The sequence below is a fragment of the Thalassospiraceae bacterium LMO-SO8 genome (genome assembly GCA_031655335.1).
Lineage (GTDB): Bacteria > Pseudomonadota > Alphaproteobacteria > Rhodospirillales > Casp-alpha2 > UBA1479.
Genome location: CP134226.1, coordinates 3416242 through 3440067, shown reverse-complemented (window position 1 = coordinate 3440067; position 23826 = coordinate 3416242). Strand labels below are relative to the sequence as shown.

Here is a 23826-nt window from a genome sequence, read left to right as displayed (position 1 = left end):
CCGTATCCAAAGCCGCATCCAAAGAAGGGCGCCCGGCATGAAGATCATCGTTTGCGGCGCCGGCCAGGTCGGCGTCAACATCGCCCGCCAGTTGGCGTTGGAAAACCATGACGTGACCATCGTCGATCAGGCGCCGGATCTGGTGCGCCGGGTGTCCGACACCCTGGACGCCCAGGCGGTGGTCGGCCATGCGTCGCATCCGGACGTGTTGGAGCGCGCCGGCATCGCCGACGCCGACATGCTGATCGCCGTCACCCTGACGGACGAGATCAACATGGTCGCCTGTCAGGTCGCCCATTCCCTGTTCGACGTGCCGACCAAGATCGCGCGCATCCGCCAGAAAAGTTATCTCGACCCCATGTGGGCCAATCTGTTCTCGCGCGACAACCTTCCCATCGACGTCATCATCTCGCCGGAGATGGAGGTCGCCAAGGCCGTCGCCCGGCGCCTGCGCATCCCCGGCGCCATGGACATGATTCCCCTGGCCAATGGGGCGGTGACGCTGCTGGGCGTACGCTGCACCGAGGAATGCCCGCTGCTGAACACGCCGCTGAAACAGCTGACCCAGTTGTTCCCGGATCTCAACATCGTGGTCGTCGGCCTGGTCCGCGACGGCAACGCGATCGTGCCCAAGGCCAACGACCAGATGGCGCCCGGCGACGAGGTCTATTTCGTGGTCGACACGGCGCAGATCAGCCGCGCCATGACCGCCTTCGGCTATGACGCGGGCGAGGCCCGGCGCCTGCTGATCATCGGCGGCGGCAACATCGGCCTGGTCCTGGCGCAGGAGATCGAGCGCGAATACCCCTGGGTCAAGGCCAAGATCATCGAACACAACAAGGAGCGCGCCGAATACATCTCCGGCCAGCTCGACAGCACGGTGGTGCTGAACGGCGACGCGCGCGACATCGAAATCCTGGAAGAAGCCAACATCCGCGGCACCGACACGGTGGTCGCCGTCACCAACGATGACGAAAGCAACATCCTGGCCTCGCTGCTGGCCAAGAAGTTCGGCTGCGAACGCACGGTGACCTTGGTCAACACCTCGATCTACGAGCAGCTCATCGGCTCCCTCGGCATCGACGTGGTGGTCAGCCCGCGCAACATCACCGTCTCGACGATCTTGCAGCACGTGCGCCGCGGGCGCATCCATTCGGTCCATGCGGTGCGCGAGGGCCTGGGCGAACTGATCGAGGCCGAGGCTCTGGAAACCTCGGACCTTGCCGGCAAGACGCTGAAGGAAATCCAACTGCCGGCGGGGGTCGTCGTCGGCGCCATCGTGCGCGACGGCAAGATGCTGTTCCCGCGCGGCACGACCACGGTCGAGGCCGGCGACCGGGTGATCCTGTTCTCGGCGCCGGAATCCATCCGCAAGGTCGAAAACATGTTCGCCGTGCAACTGGAATATTTCTAAGCAGTGACCGATTCGCACCTCTTGCCGCCGTTGCCCCGGCCCAAGGCCGTCGTCTTCGACTGGGACAACACCCTGGTCGATACCTGGCCGATCATCCATGACGCCCTGAACCATACCTTCCGGGCCTGGGGCCTGCGCGAATGGACGCTCGCCGAGACCCACGCCAAGGTCCGCAAGTCGCTCCGCGACAGCTTTCCCGGCCTGTTCGGCGACGACTGGGAAAAAGCCGGCGACGTGTTCTACGAACGCTATGGCGCGATCCATGCGGAAAAGCTGCAACCGGCGGCGGGGGCGGCGGGGCTCCTCCAGAATTTGGTGGATGCCGGCGTGTACCTTTGCGTGGTGTCGAACAAGAAAGGATCGTTCCTGCGCAAGGAGGCACAGGCCCTGGGCTGGGTCGGCCATTTCGGCGCCCTGGTCGGGGCCATGGACGCGCCGCGCGACAAGCCGGCCCGCGATCCCATCGACATGGCGCTGCAACCCGGCGGCGTGGCGGCCGGGGAGGGCGTGTGGTTCGTCGGCGACGCCGATGTCGACATGGAATGCGCCCACGGGGCCGGCTGTTATCCGGTGCTGATCCGCCCCCAAGCACCCGGACTAGACGAATTCACTGATTTTCCTCCGGCCCTGCATTTCCCCGATTGCGATAGTCTTTGCAAGTTCACTCAGACACTGTAAGCTTTTGTACAAGGCTGGTTAGCCGTGTAGAAACAAAAGAGAAAACAACAACAGGGAGCCCGGAACAAAGTCGGACGCGGCGTTACGGCCAGCGCGCAGAAGCGAGGTGTGGTCGCAAAAAGACTTTGGGGTGGGGAGAGATGTCGTCAGAAAAATCACAAAACGTGCAGGACGTTTTTCTTAACCACATCAGGAAGAACAAAACTGCGGTCACGGTGTTTCTGGTCAACGGAGTCAAGCTACAGGGAATCGTCACCTGGTTTGACAATTTTTCCGTTCTCCTGCGCCGGGACGGGCATACGCAGTTGGTGTATAAACACGCCATCTCGACGGTCATGCCGTCCGTTCCCGTTCAATTGTTCGAACCGGATGCGGCCGAGTCCGTCGAGGGTTGACCGAACAAACGCCAGGTGATGTCACGTCCGCCGCCAAGGCGGCGGGCGCGGGCTCCTGCGCCGTCATCCATCCGAACATGTCCGCGGCCGGCGGGGCCGACACCCGTAGCGCGCGCGCCAGCCTGGACGAGGCCGTGGCGCTCGCCGGCGCCATCGACCTGGACGTCGTCCATGCCGAAACGTTCGAACTGCCCCGGCCCCGGCCCTCGACCCTTCTGGGCAAGGGCACGGTGGAGCGCATCGGCGAGACCCTGCATGCCTTGCCGGATTGCGAACTGGTCGTCGTCAACGCCAACCTGACGCCGGTTCAGCAGCGCAACCTGGAAACCGCCTGGGAAGCGAAGGTCATCGACCGCACGGGCCTGATCCTGGAAATTTTCGGCGCCCGGGCGCGGACCAAGGAAGGCCGCTTGCAGGTCGATCTGGCCGCCCTCAGCTATCAGTTGGGCCGTCTGGTCCGCAGTTGGACCCACCTGGAACGCCAGCGCGGCGGGGCGGGGTTCATGGGCGGCCCCGGCGAGCGGCAGATCGAACTCGACCGGCGCATGATCCGCCAGCGCATCGCGCGGCTGAAGCGCGAATTGGCCGAGGTTAAGCGCACGCGCTCCCTGCAACGCCGCGCGCGCCAACGCGTTCCCTATCCGGTGGTCGCATTGGTCGGCTACACCAACGCCGGCAAGTCGACCCTGTTCAACCGCCTGACCGGCGCCGACGTGGTCGCCCGCGACCAGTTGTTCGCGACCCTCGACCCGACCATGCGCAAACTCGACCTGCCGGAAGGTGGGCCGGTCATCCTGTCCGACACCGTGGGGTTCATTTCCGACCTGCCGCACCAATTGGTCAACGCCTTCCACGCGACCCTGGAAGAGGTCGTGGAGGCCGACATGATCCTGCACGTGCGCGACATCGCCGACCCGGATACGGAGATTCAGCGACGCGACGTGCTGGAGGTGCTGTCCGGCCTGGGATTGGGCGACGACTCGGCGACACCGATCACCGAGGCCCTCAACAAGATCGACCTGCTGACGCCGGAAGCCCTCAGCGCCCTGGAGGAACGCATCGCCCGCCAGGACAACAACCCGCCGGTCGCCATTTCCGCCGTGACCGGGCAGGGGTTGGACACCCTGATCCAGCGCATCCAGGACGTGCTCGGTGACAAGCTCGGAGAATTGGAATTGGACCTGGGCTTCGACGAAGGCGCGACCCTGGCCTGGATTTATGAACACGGCGAGGTCCTGGACCGGGCCGACAGCGAAACCGGCATCCATCTGCGCGTCCGCATGGACCCGCGCAGCCAGTCGCAGCTTCTCACCCGTATCGACAGCGCCCGCCAGAGCCGTCTACACTAGACCGCAAGGGGTCCAGGGGCGGAATCCCTACATCGGTTGGTAACCATTTCCCATTAAACCGGGGACATCGCATTTCGGCGACAGCAGACATCCGGTACGGACGGACGGGCACCCATGGCGACAAACCGCAGCCAGAACAAATGGCGTTCCAAGAACAAGTTGGTCAAGCGCCAGTTGAATGTCATGGCGAAAAGCCATGTGCACGACCATCTGCAACGCTTGGCCGACGATTTCCGCCTGCGCGGCAAGGGCGAGGCCGTGTCCTTCGCCACCTTCGTCACCCGGGCCCTGATGCAGCGCGCCGATTACAGCGACGACGTGGCGCAAATGCTGGAAGACCTCGCCGAAGCCTTCCACCGCGACCGCGACATCCACTCCAACTGACCTGCCCTTAAAGGCGGCGTCCGGATCAGCACCCCGTGTCCAATGCCCTCGACATCGATCCCGACCGTGTCGCCGCCATCCTGCGCGAGGCGGCGGAAACCGAGATTCTGCCGCGCTTCCGCACCCTGGCCAGCCACGAGATTTCGGAAAAGAACCCGGGCGATCTGGTGACCGTCGCCGACCGGGCGTCGGAAGCCATGCTGACCCGCCGCCTCGCGGGCCTGATCCCGGGTGCCCTGATCGTCGGCGAGGAAGCCCATGAGAACCGCCCGGAAGCCCTCGGCGAGATCAACGACGCCCCCTGGGCCTGGATCATCGACCCCCTGGACGGCACCCATAATTTCGCCCACGGCACGCCGCGCTTCGCCATGATCCTGGCGCTCACCCGGCGCGGCGAGACGGCCAAGGGCTGGATTTTCGATCCCGTGGGCGATCACCTGGCCTTTGCGGAGGCGGGGGCCGGCGCCGCCATCGACGGTACGCCCCTGCGCCTGGGCGCCGCCGGTCCGGTCGCCGCCATGACCGGCTCCCTCGGCAACAAGTTCGCCGACCGCCTGCGCGCCCGTGCCGGAACGCCAGGGGCCCCCGCGATCCCCAAGGCCTTCCTGCGCTACCGCTGCGTCGGCCTGGAATACATGGACCTGGCGCGGGGCGTTCTCGATTTCGCGCGCTACGCCGGAAAACTGATGCCCTGGGACCATGCGGCGGGGGTCCTGCTGCATGGCGAGGCCGGCGGCCAGGCGGCCATGACCGGCGACGGGCGGGCCTATGCCCCCGGCATGGCGCGGCCCGGCGACGCCCTGCTGCTGGCCCCTGACATGCCGGCCTGGGCAGCCCTCGACCACCTAATGTCCTGAGACATATCCCGCCTTGCCCCGACGCCCCGGGGGCGCTACCAAACGGGACGGCATTTACATCTGAAACGACTTCGAAGGAGGCGGCATGGCACGCTGCGCATTCATCGGCCTGGGCGTCATGGGCTATCCCATGGCCGGGCATCTGGCGAAAAACGGCCATCAGGTCACCGTCTACAACCGGACCACGGCCAAGGCCGAGAAATGGGCCGCCGATCACGGCGGCGCGTTCGGCAAGACACCCGCAGAGGCCGCCAAGGGCGCCGAGTTCGTGTTTTCCTGCGTCGGCAACGACGACGACCTGCGCGCCGTCACGTTCGGCGACGACGGCATGTTGGCGGGCATGGACGCGGGCACGGTGCTGGTCGATCACACCACGGCATCCGCCGCCGTCGCCCGCGAGATCGCGGCCAAGGCCACTGAAATGGGCATCGGCTTCATCGACGGTCCCGTGTCGGGCGGCCAGGCGGGGGCGGAGAACGGCGTGCTGACCGTCATGTGCGGCGGCGGGGACGGGGATTTCGCCCGCGCCGAGCCGGTGATCCAGGCCTATGCCCGGGCCGTCACCCTGCTGGGCCCCGTGGGCTCGGGCCAGTTGTGCAAGATGGTCAACCAGATCTGCATCGCCGGGCTGCTCCAGGGACTTTCCGAAGGCTTGGACTTCGGCATGCGCGCCGGGCTCGACGTCAAGCAGGTGCTCGACGTGATCTCCAAGGGGGCCGCGCAAAGCTGGCAGATGGAAAACCGCGGCAAGACCATGGCCGACGACCAGTTCGACTTCGGTTTCGCCGTCGACTGGATGCGCAAGGACCTTGGGATTTGTTTCGCCGAGGCCAAGGCCAACGGCGCCGAACTGGCCGTCACCCGCATCGTCGACGGCTATTACAAGGACGTCCAGGACATGGGCGGGGCGCGCTGGGACACCTCGTCGCTGATCCGCCGCCTGCGCCGCAAATAGGCACAGCGTTCGGGGAAGGGGGCGGCCATGACTTATGACGAGTTCAACGCCTTCTGCCGAACGCTGCCGGCCACGACCCATGTCGTGCAATGGGGCGGGGCGGACGTGTGGAAGGTCGGCGGCAAGGTGTTCGCCATCGGCGGCTGGAACGCCGGTCACCTCGCGGGCATCACCTTCAAGGTCTCGGAATTCGCCTATGACGTGCTGCGCGACATGCCCGGGCTGCGCCCGGCGCCCTATCTGGCGTCACGCGGCATGAAATGGATCCAGCAGTACGAAGAACCTGGATTGAGCGACGCCGACCTGAAGGACCACCTCGCGGAGTCCCATCGCCTCGTCTCCTTGGGCCTGACCAAGAAGTTGCAGCGGGAATTGGGATTGAATCAGAACGCCTGACCGTCAGCGCAGGCTGATCTGCATCTGCGGCGTGGCGCGGTAGATGTTGGGGATGCGGTAGATATAGACCTTGGTGCGCGGGCCGCGGGCGGGGAAGTCCTTCACCTCGTCGGCGTTGTGGCTGATCACCTTGGTGTCGGTGATGACCCGCAGTTCGCCGGTCGTGTTCATCCCGGCCTGGACGATCTGGTCCTTCTGGCTTTTCGACAGGGACCGGCCCAGCATGTTCACGATGCGGGTTTCCTTGTTGTAGGCGATGCCGAAAATATGCTCGTTGCGGCGCAGGAAGGTGACCGACTTGGCCTTCAGCAGGTCGCCCTCGCGATGCCAGTGCATCTTGAAATAGCCCTGCTTGATGTAGCCGAAATCGGACGCGTCGGGGTCGCGCTCGATATCCGCCTTCAGCTTCTTGACCTCGTCGACTTCCTGGGCCCCCTGGACCTTGCCGTCCTTGAGCGCGCCGTACAGCCGCGTATCGACCATGTAGCCGGAGAACGTGAGCTTGTAATAGCCGCGCCGGTCCAACTCGATCTCGGCATCGAAACGCGCCGGCAGGTAGCAGCCCGAAAGCGCGACCGCGGCGACGATGAGGATCAGCAGGGGACGGAGGAGGCGGCGCATGCGGAAATTCGGGCTCTCAATCGGTTTAAGTCCTTCAACCTTCTAACCTGTTCGGGCCTGCGGGTCAGCGGTTTTCGACTATTCGGCGGCCTTGTCGTGCCGCTTCTCGGCCTGCCAGGCGGCTTCCATCTCGTCCAGGCTGGCGTCCGCCGGGTCCCGGCCCTGGCCGCGCAGGCGTTTTTCCATGCGGCGGAAGCGGTCCTCGAACTTGTGATTGCCCCGGCGCAGCGCCGTTTCGGGATCGATCTTAAGATGCCGGGCCAGATTGGTGACGGCGAACAGCAGGTCGCCCATTTCCTCTTCCAGGCGCGCCCTAGACGTTCCGCCATCCATTTCGGCGCGAAGCTCCGCCAGTTCCTCCTCGATCTTGGCGATCACGGGGGCGGCCTCGGGCCAATCGAAACCGATGCGGGCGGCGCGTTTCTGAAGCTTTTCCGCGCGGGTCAGGGCGGGAAGGGGGATCGCCACGCCGTCCAGCGCGCTGGCGTCTTCCGCCGGTGTCTCGCCCTTTTCCGCCCGCTCCCGGGCCTTCAGGTCCTCCCAATGGACGGTCTGGGCCTCGGCCGTGGCGATGTCGGCGTTGCCGAACACGTGCGGGTGACGGCGCACCATCTTGTCGGCGATGGCGCGGGCCACGTCGTCGTAATCGAAATGGCCCGCTTCCTCGGCCATGCGGGCGTGGAAGAAAACCTGCAGCAGCAGATCACCCAACTCGTCCCGCAATCCCGCCATGTCGCCGCGCTGGATGGCGTCGGCGACCTCGTAGGCCTCTTCGATGGTGTAGGGCGCGATGGTCTGAAACGTCTGCTCGACGTCCCAGGGGCAGCCGCCGTCGGGATCGCGCAGTTTGGCCATCACGGCGCGCAGGCGGTCGGTCGGGTTCGGATTGCTCAGGTCGTCGGACACGTCGATGGCTTTCCCCGGTTCAATCGGTCAGCGATGCCGCGGCCTGGGCGATGGCCGCGACCGTCTGCGCCACGTCGTCGTCGGTCAGCGCAAGGCAGGGGTAGAACTTGCTGGGCCCCTTGAAAATGCCCTGTTCCCGCAGGACCGCGTTGAACCGCGCCGCCTTTGCCGCGTCGTTGCGGATCACGTCGCGGTAATTGTGCATCGGGCCCCCGGCGAAGACGATGTCGAACAGCACCGGACAGCCGGCGACATGATGCGTCTGGCCCGCGGCCTCCAGGTGTTCGTTGATCGCCTTGATGAGGGTTTCGCCGACGGCGTACAAATGGTCGTACTGGCCCGGACGGCGCAGGATTTCCAAGGTCTTCAGGCCCGCCACGGCGGCGACGGGGTTGCCGCTGAGGGTGCCGATCTGCATCAACGCCTTGTCCTTGCCGACCATGCCGGCGTCGAAATGGGCCATGATGTGGGCCTTGCCGGCGATCGCCGCCAGGGGGAAACCGCCGCCGATGATCTTGCCCAGGGTGCAGACGTCGGGCGTGACACCATAGACCTCTTGCGCGCCGCCATAGGCCAGACGGAACCCGGTCACGACCTCGTCGAAGATCAGGACCATGCCGTTCCGGGTGCATTCGTCGCGCAGGATCTCAAGGAAACCGGGCAGGGGCGGGATGATCCGCTGCAACGGCTCGACGATGACGGCGGCGATCTCGTGGCCGCGCTCGGCGATCAGCGAGCGGAAGAATTCGATGTCGTTGTACGGCGCCACCAGCATGTCGTCGCGCACGGCGTCGGGAATGCCCGCCGAGTCCGGCACGGCGACGGGATAGTTCATCATCCGGTCGGGCGCTAGGCTCATCTGGCCTTCCGCCGACATGCCGTGATAGCCGCCCTCGAACTTGAGAATCTTGTCCCGCCCGGTATGCGCCCGGGCCAGACGCATGGCGAACATGTCGGCCTCGCTGCCCGTGCTGGTGAAGCGGACCTGTTCGGCGCAGGCCACGGCGCGGCAGATTTCCTCGGCCAGTTCGATACCGTGGGCGTTGCTGGCGAAAAAGGTCGACCCCTTGGCCACCTGTTCCTGCACGGCCTCGACGACCTCGGGATGACAATGGCCCAGGATCATGGGGCCGGAGCCGATCAGGAAATCGATGTATTCGTTGCCGTCCTCGTCCCAGATACGCGCTCCCTTGCCCTCACGGATCACGAAATTGGCGTCGAAATTACCGAAACCGGCGCCGGGAAGCACGGCGCGGGCGCGTTCTACGAGGTCTTGCTGGGTCATGGTCGGCGGTCTCGTTTTTCTGGAGGAGGGGGAATATGGGAATGACGATGAATGGTAGGGAACCCCGACGGCTTCACACAAGGGCCATCCGGCCGCAGTATACTGGCCACCGCAAACGCAGAGGCCACCATGATCGACCATATCTCCATCGCCGTCTCCGATCTTGCCGCCGGCGCGGCGTTCTACGAAGCCGTTCTGGCGCCGCTCGGCCTGACGCGGCTGGTCGAGCTGCCGCATACGGTCGGCTTCGGCAAACGCTATCCGGAATTCTGGCTCAACGCGCGGCCGGGCATGGCGGCGGCGGGCGCCGACACGGGCATGCACGTCTGTCTGCGGGCGCGCACCCAGGACGCGGTTACCGCATTCCACGCGGCGGCCCTGGCCCACGGCGGCACCGACGACGGCGCGCCCGGCATGCGGCAGGCCTCCATGGGGCCGTACTTCGCGGCCTTCATCCGCGACCCCGACGGCAACAAGATCGAAGCGGCGACGTTTCTTCCGGCCGAGGCCGGGTGAGGCGGCTATCCGGCCGCGAAGCCCCGCTCGGCCAATTGTTCCTCGGTCACCGGAATCTCGATTCCGTCGCTTTCCACGTTTCTGAGTTGCGCCAACGCGGCCGAGACCAGCGTGCCCGCGGCCGGCGTCGGCGAGCGTCCGGCGCGCGTGATCAGGGACACCGTGCGATGGATGGGCGGCATCAGACGAAAACCGGGGATGCCTTCCGACGCCATGGCCTGGGCCACCAGGCCCGGCACCGCCGCGATCCCCAGCCCGTCGCGCACCATGCGGATCAGCCCCCAGACCGACGACACCTCGTAGGACAGCCCGCTGACCGCGCGTTGCCCCGCCGCGTGCTCCTTGAGAATGCCCCGGATGCCGCTTTCGCCGGACATGCCCACGGCCGCATGGTCATTGAACACATCCCAGGCGAGGGGGCCTTCGTGCCGCGCCAGCGGATGCGACGGCGGACAGACGAGATGGAAGGCGTCGCGCATCACCGGCGTGGCGTCGAAATCCGCATCGGGCAGGGCGATGGTCGTGAACGCCATGTCCATGTCGCCGGCCCGGACGCGCTCGACAGCCTCCGCCGTCAGAACCTCGATGATCCGCACGCGGATTCCTGGATATCGGGCGGCCATGCCCTTGAGCGCCGGGATCAGCACGGAAGTGATCATGGTCGCCGTCGCACCGACGACGACCAACCCCTGCTGGCGGTCCACATGGGCCCGCAGGTCGTCCATGCCGCGCTCCAGGTCCTCGGTGAAGCGGCGGGCGACGGTGGCGAACTGCTTGCCGTGGGCGGTCGGCTCGACATGCCGGGTCGTGCGGTCGAACAACCGAATCCCCAGTTCCAGTTCCAGGTTCTTGACGGAATTCGTCAGCGCCGACTGCGTCATGTTGAGCACGGCCGCCGCCTTGGTGAAGCTGGCCTGTTCCATGACGGCGAGAAAGGCGCGCAGTTGGCGGAGGGTGATGTTGCTATTCATATGTTAAATATATCAATCAATTAAAAAAACAAAATAGACAAATAACTGATCGGGCCTGATGGTGTTTTCGCCAACAACCTGCGGGAGCGACCATGCCAAACCATGCCCTCAAAGACGCATTCGATGCGGCCGATACGGCGCCTGAATTGACCCCCGGGCCGATCGGCGGCCCCGGCGCCTGGCGCGGCCCGGACATGGCGGCATCCGGGGCCTGGATCGAACATCTGAACGCGGCCGAGATCGCCGAAATCGACGCGGCGATCCGCGCCCATCAGGCCAACGACCTCGGCATGGCGGATATCCGGCCCGAGACCTTCCGGCTTCCGACCCTGGGCCCGCGCCTGAAGAAGCTGCGCGACGAGGTCGTCAACGGGCGGGGTTTCGTGTTGCTTCGCGGGTTTCCGGTTGATCGTTACAGCGTCACGGAATCGGCCGTCGGTTATCTGGGGCTGGGGTCCTACGTCGGCGGTTTCCGGCCCAGCAACGCCAAGGGGCATCTGTTGGGCCACGTGCGCGACATCGGCCTGAACATCAAGGACCCGACCACGCGGTACTATCAGACCAACCGCGGCCTCGAATTCCATACGGACAGCGTCGATATCGTCGGGTTGCTCTGCCTGAAAACGGCGAAATCCGGCGGCGCCAGCCGCATCGTCAGCTCCGTGACCCTGCACGACGTGATCCGCGAACGGCGGCCCGACCTGTGGCAGGCATTGTTCAATGCCTTTCCCACCGACCGCCGCGGTGAAATCCCGCCGGGGATGAAGCCCTGGTTCGACGTGCCCGTGTTCAACTGGCACGACGGCTATCTGACGACGATGTACGTGGGGCAGTACATCCGCTCGGCCCAGGAGCTGTTCCCGGAAGCACGCCGCCTGACGGACCTTGAAATCGAGGCCATGGATTACCTGGATACCCTCTGCAACGACCCGGAATTCTATCTGTCCATGGAATTCCTGCCGGGCGACATCCAGCTGCTGCACAACCACCAGATTCTGCATTCGCGGACCGACTACGAGGATTGGCCGGAGATCGAAAACCGGCGGCATCTCCTGCGTCTTTGGCTGGCGCCCGACAACGGCCGGCCGTTGCCGCCGGTGTTCGAGCCGCGCTACGGCCCCCTGACGCCGGGCGACCGGGGAGGGATTTTCACCGAAAGCACGAAGCTGACGTTTTCCCTGTCTCCGACCTGATACGGGGCGGCGCGGCCTTAAATTTTTGACAGGTCGGGCAGGGGCAGGGCCTCGATTTGCGGCCTGGCCAACAGGTATCCCTGAAAGTAATCCGCGCCAAGATCCCGCAGCACACGCAGATCCTCGGTGGTTTCCACACCCTCCGCGATCACCAGGATGTCCAGGGCTTTGGCGGTTCTGATCGCACCTTCCGTGATCGTTCGCTTGACCACGTCGTCCGCGATTCCCTGGCAGAGCTCCATATCCAGCTTCAACACCTGCGGTTTGAATTTCGTCAACAGGTTCAAACCCGCATATCCGGCCCCGAAATCGTCGATGGCGGTTATGAAGCCGCGCTCCTGATAGGCATTGAAAATGCCGAGCAGGTGCGCCGGGTCCTTGATCGGTTCCGCTTCCGTGACCTCGAAAATGATCTGGTCGATGGGAAAATTGAATTCGTCGGCGGCTTCCATCGTGGCGCGGATGCATGTTTCCGGGCGGTACACCGCGTTCGGCATGAAATTGATGCTCAGCTTGCAGTCCAAATTCAACTGCGACGCCAATTGCACCGCCTTTACCCGGCAGGTCTGGTCAAACGCGTAACGATTGGCTTCAGTCACCTTCGAAAGCACCTGACCGGCGCCTTCACCGCCTTTCCCGCGGACGAGCGCTTCATAGGCGAAAGGGACGCCGAGGGTCAAATCGACGATCGGCTGGAACGCCATCGTGATTTCAAAATCGAGGGGGTTGCTTTCCAGGCACTGCTTGCAGCCCAGCTGCCTGAATTCGGGTTCAGTTTCTTTTGTCATCTACATCCATGTATCGAGGCTTATCGACGCCGGCGCGCATCAATCGTTTTACCACTCAACGGCAACAACCTGTGTCGATTTCTCATCAAGCCTTTCGATCGCGCCGCCATCAACGCGGATCGCCATGTCCCGGCATAACGAAAAAACCGGGGGTGGGCTTTGCGGGGCTCACACGCTGCGTCATGCATCTATTATCGCATAATGTATATTATGGAAAATATTAGATATGTATTTTTATTCAGTCAGTTAGATTCGCCATTGAATCCATCTCTGAGTCTGAGCACCGCCGCCGATCAGGCCTCCGGCACGTCCAATTCCATGCCGTCATAGGCCACCTCTACCCCGTCCGGCACATAGGCCGAGAGTTTGTCGTAGTCGATCTTGGGGCTCATGTGGGTGATGACCATGCGCTGGGGCTGGATGCGCTCGCGCAGTTCGAGCGCGGCGTCGACATGGAGATGTGTGGGATGCGGATGCCAGGCGAACACGCCGACGATCCAGGTATGCACCCCCTGTACCGCCGCCACGCCCGCGTCGGTCATGCGCACCAGGTCCGTCGTATAGGCCAGTTGCCCGAAGCGCAGGCCATGGGTGGTCGAAAACCCGTGATCCTGTTCGAACGCCAAGCCGTCGATGCCGGCGGCGGTGAACGGCGTGCCGGCCGCGTAGACGTTGGTCGTCAACGTCGGCTTGTAATAAACGTCCGAACCCTCGCGCAGCGGCGCCAGGACGTAGGAGAAGCGTTCCCGGACCGCCGCCAGGGTCTCCGCGTCCGTCCACATGGGAATGGCGGCGCCCATGGCGCGGTTGATGCTGCGGATGTCGTCGATGCCGTGCAGATGGTCCGCATGGCCATGAGTCAGCACCAGACCGTCCAGGTGCCGCACGCCCGTGCGCAGCATCTGTTCGCGGAAATCTGGCGCCGTGTCGATCAACAGGCGCTTCCCGGCCTGCTCGATCAGGATCGACGGCCGCGTGCGGCGGTTCTTGGGGTTTTTCGGGTCGCAGTCGCCCCAGCCGGCCTCGATCGAGGGCACCCCGCTGGAGGCGCCCGAGCCCAGGATCGTGACCTTCATGTCGGCCCCCTACCCCTCGCCCCGCACCGCGGCCGCGGCCTTGGTGAACAGGGTGAAGAAGTTGTCCGTGGTCTGGCGCGCCAAATCTTCCGTGGAAAGCCCCTTCAGCTCCGCCACCTTGGCGGCGGTCAGGGCCGTGAATGCGGGTTCATTGCGCTTGCCGCGCTTCGGCACCGGGGCCAGGAAGGGCGAGTCCGTTTCGACCAGCAGACGGTCGAGCGGCACATCAGCCACGGTGGCCCGCAGATCATCGGCGGTCTTGAAGGTGACGATGCCGGAAACGGAGATATAGAGGCCCATGTCCACGGCCTTTTCCGCCACCTCGGGCCCCGCCGAAAAGCAATGGATCAGCCCGGGAAACGGCCCGCCGTCGCGGTATTCCTCATCCATCACGCGAAGGGTGTCGTCGTCGGCGTCGCGGGTATGGACGATGAGCGGCAGGCCGGTTGCGCGCGCGGCCCGGATATGGGCGCGGAACTGTGTTTCCTGGATATCCCGGGGGCTGTGCTCGTAATAGAAATCCAGGCCCGTCTCGCCGATGCCGACGACCTTCGGGTGGCCGGCCAGCTCGGCCAGTTCCTCGGCGCTGGTCACCTTTTCCGTCGCCGCCTGGTGCGGGTGAATGCCGACGGTGCAGAAGATGTTGTCGTAGCGTTCGGCCACGGCCTTGACCTGGGCAAACTTGGACAAATGGGTCGAGATCGTCACCATGTAGGCGACCCCGGCCGCCACCGCCCGCGCCACCACGGCGTCCAGTTCGTCCCCGAAATCCGGGAAATCCAGGTGGCAGTGGCTGTCCACCAGATAGGGTTGTGTGGCGCCGTCCATGGCCTCAGGCCGCCCCCTGGGTCTCATCGTCCTGAAAACGGGGAAACACCCCTTCCGGCTTGGGCAGGACCGTGCCGGGGGCAAGCGCCACGCCGGGCGCCAACTGGTCCAGCGCGCGGGCATCCGCCGGAACGGACAGTTGGTCCAGCAGCTTGGCCGAGGTGTCGGGCATGAACGGCTGGGTCAGGATGGCGAGCCGCCGGATGGTTTCCGCCAGCACGTAGAGCACCGTCGCCATGCGCGCCGGGTCTTCCTTGCGCAGCTTCCAGGGTGCTTGATGATCGACATAGGCGTTGGCGGCCCGGATCACGGTCCAGATGGCTTCCAGCGCCTCGTGGAAGGCCTGACGGTCCAGGGCCCCGCGCACGACGTCGGCCAATGCGCCCGCCGGGCCGAGCAACGCATCGTCGTCGGCCGTGAACGCGCCCGGCGTCGGTACCGCGCCGCCGCAGTTCTTGGCGACCATGGACAACACACGCTGCGCCAGGTTGCCGTAGTCGTTGGCCAGCTCGCCGTTCATGCGGTTGACCATGGCGGAATGGGAGAAATCGCCGTCGTTGCCGAACGGAACTTCGCGCAGCAGGAAATAGCGCACCTGGTCGAGGCCGTATTTTCCAACCAGATCAATGGGGTCGATGACGTTTCCGACAGACTTGGAAATCTTCTGGCCCTCGTTGGTCCACCAGCCGTGGGCGAACACGCGTTTCGGCGGCTCCAGCCCGGCGGCCATCAGGAAGGCCGGCCAGTAGACCGCGTGAAAGCGCAGGATGTCCTTGCCGACCATGTGCAGGTCGCAGGGCCAATAGGTCGCGAATTCTCCCTGCTCGTCCGGATAGCCCAGGGCCGAGATGTAGTTGGTCAGGGCGTCGAGCCAGACATAGAAGATGTGCGCCTCGTCGCCGGGCACCGGCACGCCCCAATTGAAGGTGGTGCGCGACACGGACAGGTCCTGCAGCCCGCCCTTGACGAAGCTGGTGACCTCGTTGCGCCGGCTCGGCGGGGCGATGAAGTCCGGATTGGCGTCGTAGAACGCCAGCAGGCGGTCTTCCCAGGCCGACAGGCGGAAGAAATAGCTGGGCTCCTCCACCCATTCGACCTCGGCGCCGGAAGGGGCGACGCGCGTGCCGTCGGGCCGCTTGGTCAACTCGCCCTCGCCGTAGAACGCCTCGTCGCGCACGGCGTACCAGCCGGAATAGCTGCCGAGATAGATTTCCCCGGCGTCGATCATGCGCTGCCAGATCGCCTGACAGGCCTTGATGTGGCGGGGTTCCGTGGTGCGGATGAAGTCGTCGTGGCTGAAGTTCATGAAATCGGCCAGGGTGCGGAAATTCTGCGACACCTGGTCGGCGAAGGTCTGCGGGTCGATGCCCTTGGCCTGGGCCGATTTTTCCACCTTCTGGCCGTGTTCGTCCGTGCCCGTCAGGAACTTCACGTCATAGCCGTCCAGGCGCTTGAAGCGCGCCAGCACGTCGCAGGCCAGCGTCGTGTACGCATGGCCGATGTGCGGGGCGTCGTTCACGTAATAGATGGGCGTGGTCAGGTAGTAGGGCGTGGCCGGCATGTGTGGATCCAATGGCACAGGGTCAGAGAATTGCGCTTCGTCCGCGTTATCGCCGGACCGCCGCTTCGGCGGTGATGAACGCGTTGAGAACCACCTGCTTGCGGTCCAGATTGGCGGCGGTCGTCGCGGCAAGCAGGCGCGACACCTTTTCCCATACCTCCAGCCAACGATCAAGGCCGGCCATGGCGTTGAGTCTGGCCACGACCTGGGCGTCGATGATGCCCGGCAGCGGTCCGCCACCGCCGGCGATGATCAGGCGTTCCAGCCACCAACGCAGCGTCTTGGCGAAAGCCGCGAATTCGGCTTCCTTGCCGGCCCCGCCCAGACGCCCGGCGAAATCATGCAGATCCTTGGCCGGAATGCCGTCCGGCAGGCGCGCCAACAGGCCCGAGACTTCATCCAGCATGGCCAATCCCCCCTGCGCCGCCAGGTCGAGGGCATACCCGATGCTGCCCTCGGCGACCTCGGCCAGGCGCGCCGCCTCGGCCGCGCCCAGATCGGGGCAGCGCTGGGCGATCAGGGCCGCCACGGCGTCGATCGAAGGGGGCCGCAAGGTCAGGCGCCGGCAGCGCGAGCGGATGGTCGGCAGCAGACTGCCCGGATTGTGCGACACCAGCAAAACCAGGGCCTGGGGCGGCGGTTCTTCAAGTACTTTCAGAAGTGCGTTGGCGGCGTTGCGGTTCATGTCGTCGGCGCTGTCGATGACGACCACGCGCCACGCTCCCTCACCCGCCGTCAGGCTGAGAAAGCTTTTCACGGCGCGGATGGCGTCGACCGGAATCTGGCCCTTGCGGCGGCCGGTTTTCTCGTCGACCGCGCATTCGACCACCATCAGGTCGGCGTGACTGCCGGCCAGCGTGCGGTGGAACACGGGATGGGCGGGGTCCAGGTAAAGCCCCTGCCCCTCTTCCCCGGCCCCGGCGGGCATGGGGGCCGGTTCCGGCGGGGCGTCGCCGAACAGGCCCGGGCCGTCGTTCGTGGGGGGCGCCTTGGCCAGGATCGCGCCGTGGGTCAGGACATAGCGCGCGAAACGGTGCGCCAGGGTCGCCTTGCCGATGCCCTTGGGGCCGGTGATCAGCCAAGCATGGGCCAGACGCCCAGCCTCAAGCGCGGCACGCAGGCTTTCCTCGGCCTCCAGGTGGCCGATCAGGTCCGGATTGGCGCGCGGGTCCAGGTCCGGGGCATCGTCGTCGCTCATCGGCCCGCCACCTTCAGATCGGCGCCCAGGCGGTGCGACACGGCGGCGCAGATTTCCCGCTGCACGTCGTCGACGGACCCCGTGGCGTCAACCACGGCGCAACGCCCGGGCTCGGCCTCGGCGATGGCCAGGAAGGTGTCGCGGATGCGGGTGTGAAAGCCCAGGTCCATGCGCTCGTATCGATCCTCGGCCCCGGCGCGACCGAAAGCGCGGGCCAGGCCCTCCTCCACCGGAATATCCAGAATCAGGGTCAAGTCAGGCTGAAAATCGCCCAGGATGTCTTCCTTGAGGGCCTGAATGCGCTGCAACCCCAGGCCGTGCCCGCCGCCCTGATAGGCCAGCGTGGAATCGGTGAAACGGTCGCACAACACCCAGGCGCCGCTTTCCAGCGCCGGCAGGATCGATTTTTCGACATGATCGACGCGGGCCGCGAAATGCAGCAGCACCTCGGCGACGGGCGGCCAGCGGTCGATCGTGCCGCGGACCAGCAGATTACGGATGTCCTCCGCCCCCGGCGTGCCGCCGGGCTCGCGCGTGGTCAGAACCTCGATGCCCGCGTCCTCAAGCACCTTGGCCAACAGGCCAAGCTGGGTCGACTTGCCGCCGCCCTCGCCGCCTTCGAATGTAATGAACTTGCCCGTCGTCACCGGCCGGCACCCCGAATACCCTGGTTGTCGCGCGTTCCGTGCATGTCCGCCGTCAGCCGCCGCGTCCCTGATCGGACGGCGCTAACCGGAAACACCCAGGATGATAGACCGGAGAGCGCTCATCACCCTACCGAAAAGGCCCAGGCGTTCGGCGCCGTCGCCGGCCACCAGCGGGATTTGGATGGCCTCACGCTCGGGAAAGGTCAGCATCAGGGTGCCGAGCTTGTCGCCCGCTTTCACGGGGGCCGGCACCGGCGTCTGGTAATCGACGGTCACCTTCATGCCCGCCCGTTCCTTGCGCGGAAGGGTCAGCAGCATCTCGTTAGTGACGACCAGCGGCACCTGCGCCTTATTGCCGAGCCAGATATCGACCTTGGCGACTTCCTCGCCGGCCTTGAACAGGGCGTAGTTCTTGAACTCGCGGAATCCCCATTCGAGAAGGCGCTGCGGCTCCTCGCGCCGGGCGCGCTTGTCGGGCAGGCCGTTGACGACCAGGATCAGCCGCCGGTCGAGGCGCTCCGCCGAGGCGGTCAGCCCGTATCCGGCGTTTTCCGTATGCCCCGTCTTCAGACCATCCACGCCGATGCCCTTGCCCAGCAGTTCGTTGCGGTTGTGCTGGGTGTGGTTGTTGTAGGTGAACTTGCGTTCCGAGTAATAGTGGTAGAACTCGGGAAAATCCTTGATCGTCCGCTTGGCCAGGGTCGCCAGATCGCGCGCCGTCATGCGGTGTTCCGGGTGGGGCCAGCCCGACGCATTGCGGAAGGTGCTGTTCTTGAGCCCGATGTCGCGGGCCTTTTCGGTCATCATCTCGGCGAAGGCGTCCTCGCTGCCGGCCAGCGCCTCGGCGACGACGACGCAGGCGTCGTTGCCCGACTGCACGATGATGCCTTGCAGCAGATCCTCGACACGGACCCGCTGCCCCGGTTCCAGGAACATGGTCGACCCGCCCGAGGCCCAGTTGCCCTTGCGCCAGGCGTTCTCGCTGACCACGAATTCCTCGTCGAGGGACAGACTGCCCTCCTTCAGGCGCTCGAACACCATGTAGACGGTCATCAGCTTGCTCATGGATGCCGGCGGCATCAGCGCGTCCGCATCCTTTTCGAACAGCACGGCGCCGGTCTGACCGTCGATCAGGATGGCCTCGCGGGCGACGGTGTCCATGGCCGCGGCCGGCGGCGCGCCGGCCAACGCGGTGGCGATCAGTACCGCCCCCGCCGCGAGGCGGCGCAGATGCGGGATGGAACGGGATACGGAATTCAATGTCGTCATCATGCTTCGCGCCCGCAGCTCAAGGCGCGTCCTTCTGGTTCCTTGCAACACCCGGGACCGGGCGTCGGGGCCAATCGTAGGGCCGACCACGCCATGGAAATGGGGCGGAAATGGGGTCAGGACCCCGCCCCCTTGCCGTCGACGATGATCCGCGCCCCTGGATAACCGATGGCCTGGAGTTGCTCAAGGGCCCGGTCGGCATCCTCGACCGTGGCCAGAGGGCCGACCCGCACGCGGTAGAAATCCTTGTTGTCGATCAGGACATGGGAAATCGTCGCCGACGACACCCGGCTGACCATGATCTGGGTCCGCATGGCGTTCTGATAGTTGGTGAAGGCCCCGGCCTGAACGAAGATGTTGGTCGGCCCCACGGCAACGGTGGTGACTTCCGGTTCCGGCAGCGTGCCGGGACGGATTTCATCCGCGGCGGCGACCTGACTGGCCGGGACCGGCGCGGGCGGCGGGCTGGACGGCTGTGGCGCGGCCTGGGCGCCCGGCGGCGGCGGCAGCGATTCGGCGCTGACCGAAGCCTTCGGCAACTTGTCGACCTGAATGGGGCTGCCGTGTTCGGCGATGGAATCCTGGCCGAGAATCTGTGCCTTCAGAGCTTGCGAGCGTTCCGCCAAAATCTGCACCCGGACCCGCGCCGTGCCTTGCTCCTTGAACCCCAGCAATTGCGCGCCGCGGCGGGAGACGTCGATGATGCGTCCCTTGGCGAAAGGCCCCCGGTCGTTGACCCGAAGCACGATGGAACGCCCGTTTTCCAGGTTGACGACCCGCACGAAGGACGGCAGCGGCAGCGTGCGGTGCGCCGCCGTCAGGTCGTTCATGTCATAGGTCTCGCCGTTGGCCGTGTCCTTGCCGTGGAAATCGCTGCCGTACCAGGAGGCGATCCCGGTCTCGTCATAGTCCCATTCCTCTGCCGGATAATACCACGTGCCGGAAATCTGGTAGGGGGTGCCGATCTTGTAGGTCCCCGTGGTTCCCGCCGCCCCCTGAAGGCGCTTGGTGCCGGAAATCAGGAACTGAGTTTCAGCGCACCCGCTGACCAATAAGGCCAACACCAACAAGATCAGCCAGTTAACCTTAATACGCCCAGCCATGGCGCCGCCCCCTGAATACGGAAATGTAGTAGAAAATATAAAGAAACCAGCCTTTATCTAGTGTAGTCGAGTCTGGTCCGCCCGGCAACCGTGGGCGTTATCCGCCGTTGCCGCGTAAATGATCGAGCAGACGGGAATCCGGATACCCGTCCGGCGCCAGCCCTTCCCGCCCCTGATAGGCCTTGATGGCACGCCGGGTCTTGGCCCCGGCGATACCGTCCTGCCCCCCGGCGTCGAACCCCTTTTCCGCCAGCAGACGCTGAATTTCACGCATGTCGGATCTTGACAAGGCTTTGTCATTACTTGGCTTTTTGGCAACAAGGGGGCCCTTTTCGACCAGACGGTCGGCGAGATGTCCGACGGCCAGGGCATAGAGAATGGAGCGGTTCCACACGAGAATGGTCTCAAAATTGCCGTAGACCAGAAAGGCCGGACCATCCGCCCCCGCGGGCAGCACCAGGGCCGCGTCAATGTCCGCCACCGGCAGGTCGCGGCCATCGGCACGGCGCACGCCTTTCGCCTGCCATTCCTTTAATTTCAATTTCTTATCAAGCCCACTTAAAGCAAAATCGAATCCTTTGGGCAAACGCACTTCGCGCCCCCAGGTCTCGTCCTTGCGCCAACCGGACTTGGACAGAAAATGCGCCGACGAGGCGAACACGTCCGGCAGGGAGCGCCACAAATCACGCCGCCCGTCGCCGTCGAAGTCGATCGCATAGGCGCGATAGGTCGACGGAATGAACTGGGTGTTGCCCATGGCCCCAGCCCAGGAGGCCTTCACGTCAGCCGGGATGTCGCCGCGGTCGATGATCTCCAACGCCGCCAGAAGCTGTTCGGAAAAGAACTTGGAGCGCCTGGGATCGAACGCCAGGGTCGCCAGGGAGCCGATCAGCGGAAAGGTGCCCGTATAGTCGCCGAAATTACTTTCCAGGCCCCAGAAGGCGACCAGGAACCGGGGCGGCACGCCGTATTTCGCCTCGACCTTGTTCAGCAGCGCGGCATGGGTCTTCAGCAGCTCGCGGCCGCGGGCGATCCGTTTGTCGGAAATCGTCTTTTCGTAATACTGCCAGAAGGTCATGGTGAATTCGGGCTGGCGGCGGTCCAGCTCGATGACCCGGGTGATGTAGGATGCCCCCGCCAGGGCCCGGTCCAGGGTCGCGGCGGAAATGCCCCGCGCGGCGGCGGTTGCCTTGAAGGAATCGAGCCAGGCCTGGAATTCGGCGGCGCTCGGCGGGGTTACGGGATCAACCGAGGCCGAAGCCGACCGGATGCCGGCTTCCCCGAACCAAAGGGCGCACAACACCGGCGCCACAAGCCATATTGAACGTCTCTGCATGATCCTCGATACCCTGCCCGGCCGACGGCGGTTGCCTCGCCAGAGCCACTGAGGCCTTGTGCCATAGGGATTTCACCGCCGCAAGGCCCGGCACACCGCCGGAGCGCCTCGGGGGCCTCGCTCAGGGGGCGGGGTACAGGCTGTCGCTGCGGCCGAGAACATAGGCGACGGCCATGCCCAGGAATTCATGCACGGCGGCGTCCAGCATGGATTGCCCGCCCAGGTTCTCCAGGCTCAGCGTCCAGCCTCTGGCCGGCAGCGTGATATAATCGACGGGATAGGGAATGACCGGCCAGCCTTGCTTGCGGAACAGGCCGACGGCACGCGGCATATGGCGGGCGGAGGTAATCATCACCCAGGGCCGGTCGGCCTCGACCGTCACCAATTTCTTGCTGAACACCACGTTTTCCATGGTGTTGCGCGATTCCGCCTCGACAATCACCCGCGACATATCAAGGTTGAGCAGCCCCGCCAGATCCTTGAAGTAATGCCCTTCCTTGGCATCCTGGGCGAACAGGCTGCCCGCCCCGCCCGTGAACACCAACGGCACACCCGGCCGGGTGTCGCCCAACATGGCAAAGAACAGAAGCCGTTCCATGCTGCTGTCGACGGCGATCTGGCCCCGCTCGCGGGAGAGCACGGGATTGATGGAGCCCCCGAGCACGATGATCCCGCCGATCTTTTCCGGCAGTTCCGTCTGTTTGGGAAAGCGCTCCTCCAGATCACGGATCATCATCTCTCCGACCGGAATTACGGTGACCGCCCAAAGGGCCAGAATGCTGACGCCGAACAGCATCAGACCGGCCCGGCGGAACCGGGTCAGGACGAGCACAAAACCGACCGTCATGCCGAGGAACATGACCATCGACGGCTTCAACGCAAACCACATGACTTTGGACAGGATGAAATACATGGCGGGGCTTGTACCCCAAGGCCGGATCAAGCGCACGCAAATCCGCGCGCGGTGGGCGGCGGCTGCTTTCCACTCATGAGCCGGCGCCCTCAAGCAATGGGTCGGACATTAAAAATGGCCCATGAGGGCCAGGCAACGTCACGACACGAAAAGCGTTCGAATCTCGGACCTGCCCTCAGACCTGAATATCGACCGTCTTGCCGCTACTGGCGGAGAAATCGGGGGATTTGAACTCGCTGTCGGCACCGCCGCTGGACGTCTTGTCGTCGGCGGTGGAGTGGTGGGAGTTCTTATCTTCGAGGACGGCCTCAACGGCGGCACTGCGGCTGCGGTTTTCCTCGGCCGTCTGGACAACGGCCGCGGTCGCATTTTCACGTCGTTCGGAAATTTGCTCGGCAGCGCGCTCAAACACAACTTGCCGCACCACCGCCAAATTAAGGACGGTGAGGGCTGCGCTTACTCCCGGCGCTTTCTGTGCCGAACCGATCATTGTCAGGCGGTCCCTTCTGAACCTACACGTCGCGTGATCAAATCATGTCACACGGATTGCATTCGTATATTACCAAGGCCGGGCATATATAACAACCCTCTATTGACAATTTTTTCATTTTATGGACCAGCGCAGATTTCCGCCGTTTTGACGCATCGAAACGCGTCAAAAACGCCGCAAAATCGGTTCCTGACAACAACCTGACGTCATTTTTTTGGTCTTTTTTATGGGGATTTGTGACTCCGGTCACTGCACCGATGGGGCGCATTAGAAAGAATGCATGCAGCAAGAACGTCAAACGGACGGACATGCCGGGACAGGAGGTTTCACAATGACGAACCGCTCCACCAGACTCATCGGCAGCACACTGGGCGTCGTAACCGGGGGCACCCTCGCCGCCATCGGCGTCATTCACCTCATTCAGTTAAGCCTTCTCCGGCTTTTCTAGGTCGATACGGCCGATATTCGCTTATTCTTGACAGCCGCCCGCGAACACGGGAGACATCCTTCCATAAGTCTGGACTCCGTCTGTTCAGGTTTGGATGGGTGGCCGAGCGGTTGAAGGCACTGGTCTTGAAAACCAGCGTGCGTGAAAGCGTACCGTGGGTTCGAATCCCACCCCATCCGCCATTCTTTGGAGACCGCGTTCCGTGAGGGGTCCGGGCCGGGCGCTTCAATCGGATCTTACTTGTTCCGC

The 23826-nt window shown here is 64.6% G+C and carries 26 protein-coding genes and 1 tRNA gene; 11 read left to right on the top strand and 16 right to left on the bottom strand.

Going from position 1 to position 23826, the window contains the following annotated elements; genetic code table 11:
* Positions 1 to 37: 37 nt before the first annotated feature.
* From trkA to RJ527_16530, 8 genes are all read left to right on the top strand, one after another.
* Positions 38 to 1414 (top strand): Trk system potassium transporter TrkA, encoded by a 1377-nt coding sequence (gene trkA, locus RJ527_16565; GenBank protein ID WND75634.1) that lies wholly within the window; start codon positions 38 to 40, stop codon positions 1412 to 1414.
* A 3-nt stretch (positions 1415 to 1417) separates the two neighbouring features.
* Positions 1418 to 2092 (top strand): HAD family hydrolase, encoded by a 675-nt coding sequence (locus RJ527_16560; protein ID WND75633.1) that lies wholly within the window; start codon positions 1418 to 1420, stop codon positions 2090 to 2092.
* Positions 2093 to 2232: 140 nt separating this feature from the next.
* Positions 2233 to 2487, top strand: a complete 255-nt coding sequence (gene hfq / locus RJ527_16555; protein WND75632.1) for an RNA chaperone Hfq — start codon at positions 2233 to 2235, stop codon at positions 2485 to 2487.
* A 77-nt stretch (positions 2488 to 2564) separates the two neighbouring features.
* A complete protein-coding gene (hflX, locus tag RJ527_16550) occupies positions 2565 to 3836 on the top strand; it encodes a GTPase HflX (protein WND78075.1) in 1272 nt (423 codons plus the stop codon).
* A 114-nt stretch (positions 3837 to 3950) separates the two neighbouring features.
* Positions 3951 to 4220: a hypothetical protein gene (locus RJ527_16545; protein ID WND75631.1), complete on the top strand. Its 270-nt coding sequence runs from the start codon at positions 3951 to 3953 to the stop codon at positions 4218 to 4220.
* Positions 4221 to 4255: 35 nt separating this feature from the next.
* The gene (locus RJ527_16540) at positions 4256 to 5077 is read left to right on the top strand and encodes an inositol monophosphatase (protein WND75630.1); all 822 of its coding nucleotides are present in this window, start codon (positions 4256 to 4258) and stop codon (positions 5075 to 5077) included.
* 85 nt (positions 5078 to 5162) lie between these two features.
* Complete coding sequence (locus tag RJ527_16535) at positions 5163 to 6032, top strand: NAD(P)-dependent oxidoreductase (protein ID WND75629.1); 870 nt, start codon at positions 5163 to 5165, stop codon at positions 6030 to 6032.
* Positions 6033 to 6059: 27 nt separating this feature from the next.
* On the top strand, positions 6060 to 6428 hold the full coding sequence (locus tag RJ527_16530) for an MmcQ/YjbR family DNA-binding protein (GenBank protein ID WND75628.1): 369 nt from the start codon (positions 6060 to 6062) through the stop codon (positions 6426 to 6428).
* Positions 6429 to 6431: 3 nt separating this feature from the next.
* On the opposite strand, the gene RJ527_16525 is transcribed toward RJ527_16530, so the two are convergent.
* The 3 genes from RJ527_16525 to RJ527_16515 all read right to left on the bottom strand — a co-directional run bounded on the left by RJ527_16525 (position 6432) and on the right by RJ527_16515 (position 9240).
* On the bottom strand, positions 6432 to 7049 hold the full coding sequence (locus RJ527_16525; GenBank protein WND75627.1) for a hypothetical protein: 618 nt from the start codon (positions 7047 to 7049) through the stop codon (positions 6432 to 6434).
* Positions 7050 to 7127: 78 nt separating this feature from the next.
* Positions 7128 to 7904 (bottom strand): nucleoside triphosphate pyrophosphohydrolase, encoded by a 777-nt coding sequence (gene mazG, locus RJ527_16520; protein WND78074.1) that lies wholly within the window; start codon positions 7902 to 7904, stop codon positions 7128 to 7130.
* A gap of 70 nt (positions 7905 to 7974) precedes the next feature.
* Positions 7975 to 9240, bottom strand: a complete 1266-nt coding sequence (locus RJ527_16515) for an aminotransferase class III-fold pyridoxal phosphate-dependent enzyme (GenBank protein ID WND75626.1) — start codon at positions 9238 to 9240, stop codon at positions 7975 to 7977.
* Positions 9241 to 9369: 129 nt separating this feature from the next.
* Between RJ527_16515 and RJ527_16510 the strand changes: the two genes are divergently transcribed.
* Complete coding sequence (locus RJ527_16510; protein WND75625.1) at positions 9370 to 9756, top strand: VOC family protein; 387 nt, start codon at positions 9370 to 9372, stop codon at positions 9754 to 9756.
* 5 nt (positions 9757 to 9761) lie between these two features.
* Here the strand turns inward: RJ527_16510 and RJ527_16505 are convergent, their stop codons facing one another.
* A complete protein-coding gene (locus RJ527_16505) occupies positions 9762 to 10727 on the bottom strand; it encodes a LysR family transcriptional regulator (protein WND75624.1) in 966 nt (321 codons plus the stop codon).
* A gap of 92 nt (positions 10728 to 10819) precedes the next feature.
* Between RJ527_16505 and RJ527_16500 the strand changes: the two genes are divergently transcribed.
* Entirely contained in the window at positions 10820 to 11920 is a 1101-nt protein-coding gene (locus RJ527_16500; GenBank protein ID WND75623.1) for a TauD/TfdA family dioxygenase, read from the top strand.
* Between the two features lie 17 nt (positions 11921 to 11937).
* Here the strand turns inward: RJ527_16500 and RJ527_16495 are convergent, their stop codons facing one another.
* The 12 genes from RJ527_16495 to RJ527_16440 all read right to left on the bottom strand — a co-directional run bounded on the left by RJ527_16495 (position 11938) and on the right by RJ527_16440 (position 23544).
* Entirely contained in the window at positions 11938 to 12708 is a 771-nt protein-coding gene (locus RJ527_16495; protein WND75622.1) for an EAL domain-containing protein, read from the bottom strand.
* A gap of 293 nt (positions 12709 to 13001) precedes the next feature.
* Positions 13002 to 13784, bottom strand: coding sequence for an MBL fold metallo-hydrolase (locus RJ527_16490; GenBank protein ID WND75621.1), 783 nt, complete (start codon positions 13782 to 13784; stop codon positions 13002 to 13004).
* Positions 13785 to 13793: 9 nt separating this feature from the next.
* Positions 13794 to 14612: a TatD family hydrolase gene (locus tag RJ527_16485; GenBank protein WND75620.1), complete on the bottom strand. Its 819-nt coding sequence runs from the start codon at positions 14610 to 14612 to the stop codon at positions 13794 to 13796.
* Positions 14613 to 14616: 4 nt separating this feature from the next.
* On the bottom strand, positions 14617 to 16173 hold the full coding sequence (gene metG, locus RJ527_16480; protein ID WND75619.1) for a methionine--tRNA ligase: 1557 nt from the start codon (positions 16171 to 16173) through the stop codon (positions 14617 to 14619).
* A 46-nt stretch (positions 16174 to 16219) separates the two neighbouring features.
* On the bottom strand, positions 16220 to 17371 hold the full coding sequence (locus tag RJ527_16475; protein WND75618.1) for a DNA polymerase III subunit delta': 1152 nt from the start codon (positions 17369 to 17371) through the stop codon (positions 16220 to 16222).
* Positions 17368 to 18018: a dTMP kinase gene (gene tmk, locus RJ527_16470; GenBank protein ID WND75617.1), complete on the bottom strand. Its 651-nt coding sequence runs from the start codon at positions 18016 to 18018 to the stop codon at positions 17368 to 17370. Before tmk ends, RJ527_16475 begins: the two co-directional genes overlap by 4 nt.
* Positions 18019 to 18099: 81 nt before the next feature.
* A complete protein-coding gene (locus tag RJ527_16465; GenBank protein ID WND75616.1) occupies positions 18100 to 19290 on the bottom strand; it encodes a D-alanyl-D-alanine carboxypeptidase family protein in 1191 nt (396 codons plus the stop codon).
* Between the two features lie 113 nt (positions 19291 to 19403).
* Positions 19404 to 20390: a septal ring lytic transglycosylase RlpA family protein gene (locus tag RJ527_16460; protein WND75615.1), complete on the bottom strand. Its 987-nt coding sequence runs from the start codon at positions 20388 to 20390 to the stop codon at positions 19404 to 19406.
* Positions 20391 to 20487: 97 nt separating this feature from the next.
* On the bottom strand, positions 20488 to 21726 hold the full coding sequence (locus RJ527_16455; GenBank protein ID WND75614.1) for a lytic murein transglycosylase: 1239 nt from the start codon (positions 21724 to 21726) through the stop codon (positions 20488 to 20490).
* 121 nt (positions 21727 to 21847) lie between these two features.
* Positions 21848 to 22639: a YdcF family protein gene (locus tag RJ527_16450; GenBank protein WND75613.1), complete on the bottom strand. Its 792-nt coding sequence runs from the start codon at positions 22637 to 22639 to the stop codon at positions 21848 to 21850.
* 175 nt (positions 22640 to 22814) lie between these two features.
* Positions 22815 to 23129: a hypothetical protein gene (locus RJ527_16445; protein WND75612.1), complete on the bottom strand. Its 315-nt coding sequence runs from the start codon at positions 23127 to 23129 to the stop codon at positions 22815 to 22817.
* A 37-nt stretch (positions 23130 to 23166) separates the two neighbouring features.
* Positions 23167 to 23544 (bottom strand): hypothetical protein, encoded by a 378-nt coding sequence (locus RJ527_16440; protein ID WND75611.1) that lies wholly within the window; start codon positions 23542 to 23544, stop codon positions 23167 to 23169.
* Between the two features lie 125 nt (positions 23545 to 23669).
* Between RJ527_16440 and RJ527_16435 the strand changes: the two genes are divergently transcribed.
* Positions 23670 to 23759 (top strand) — tRNA-Ser (locus RJ527_16435).
* Positions 23760 to 23826 lie beyond the last annotated feature (67 nt).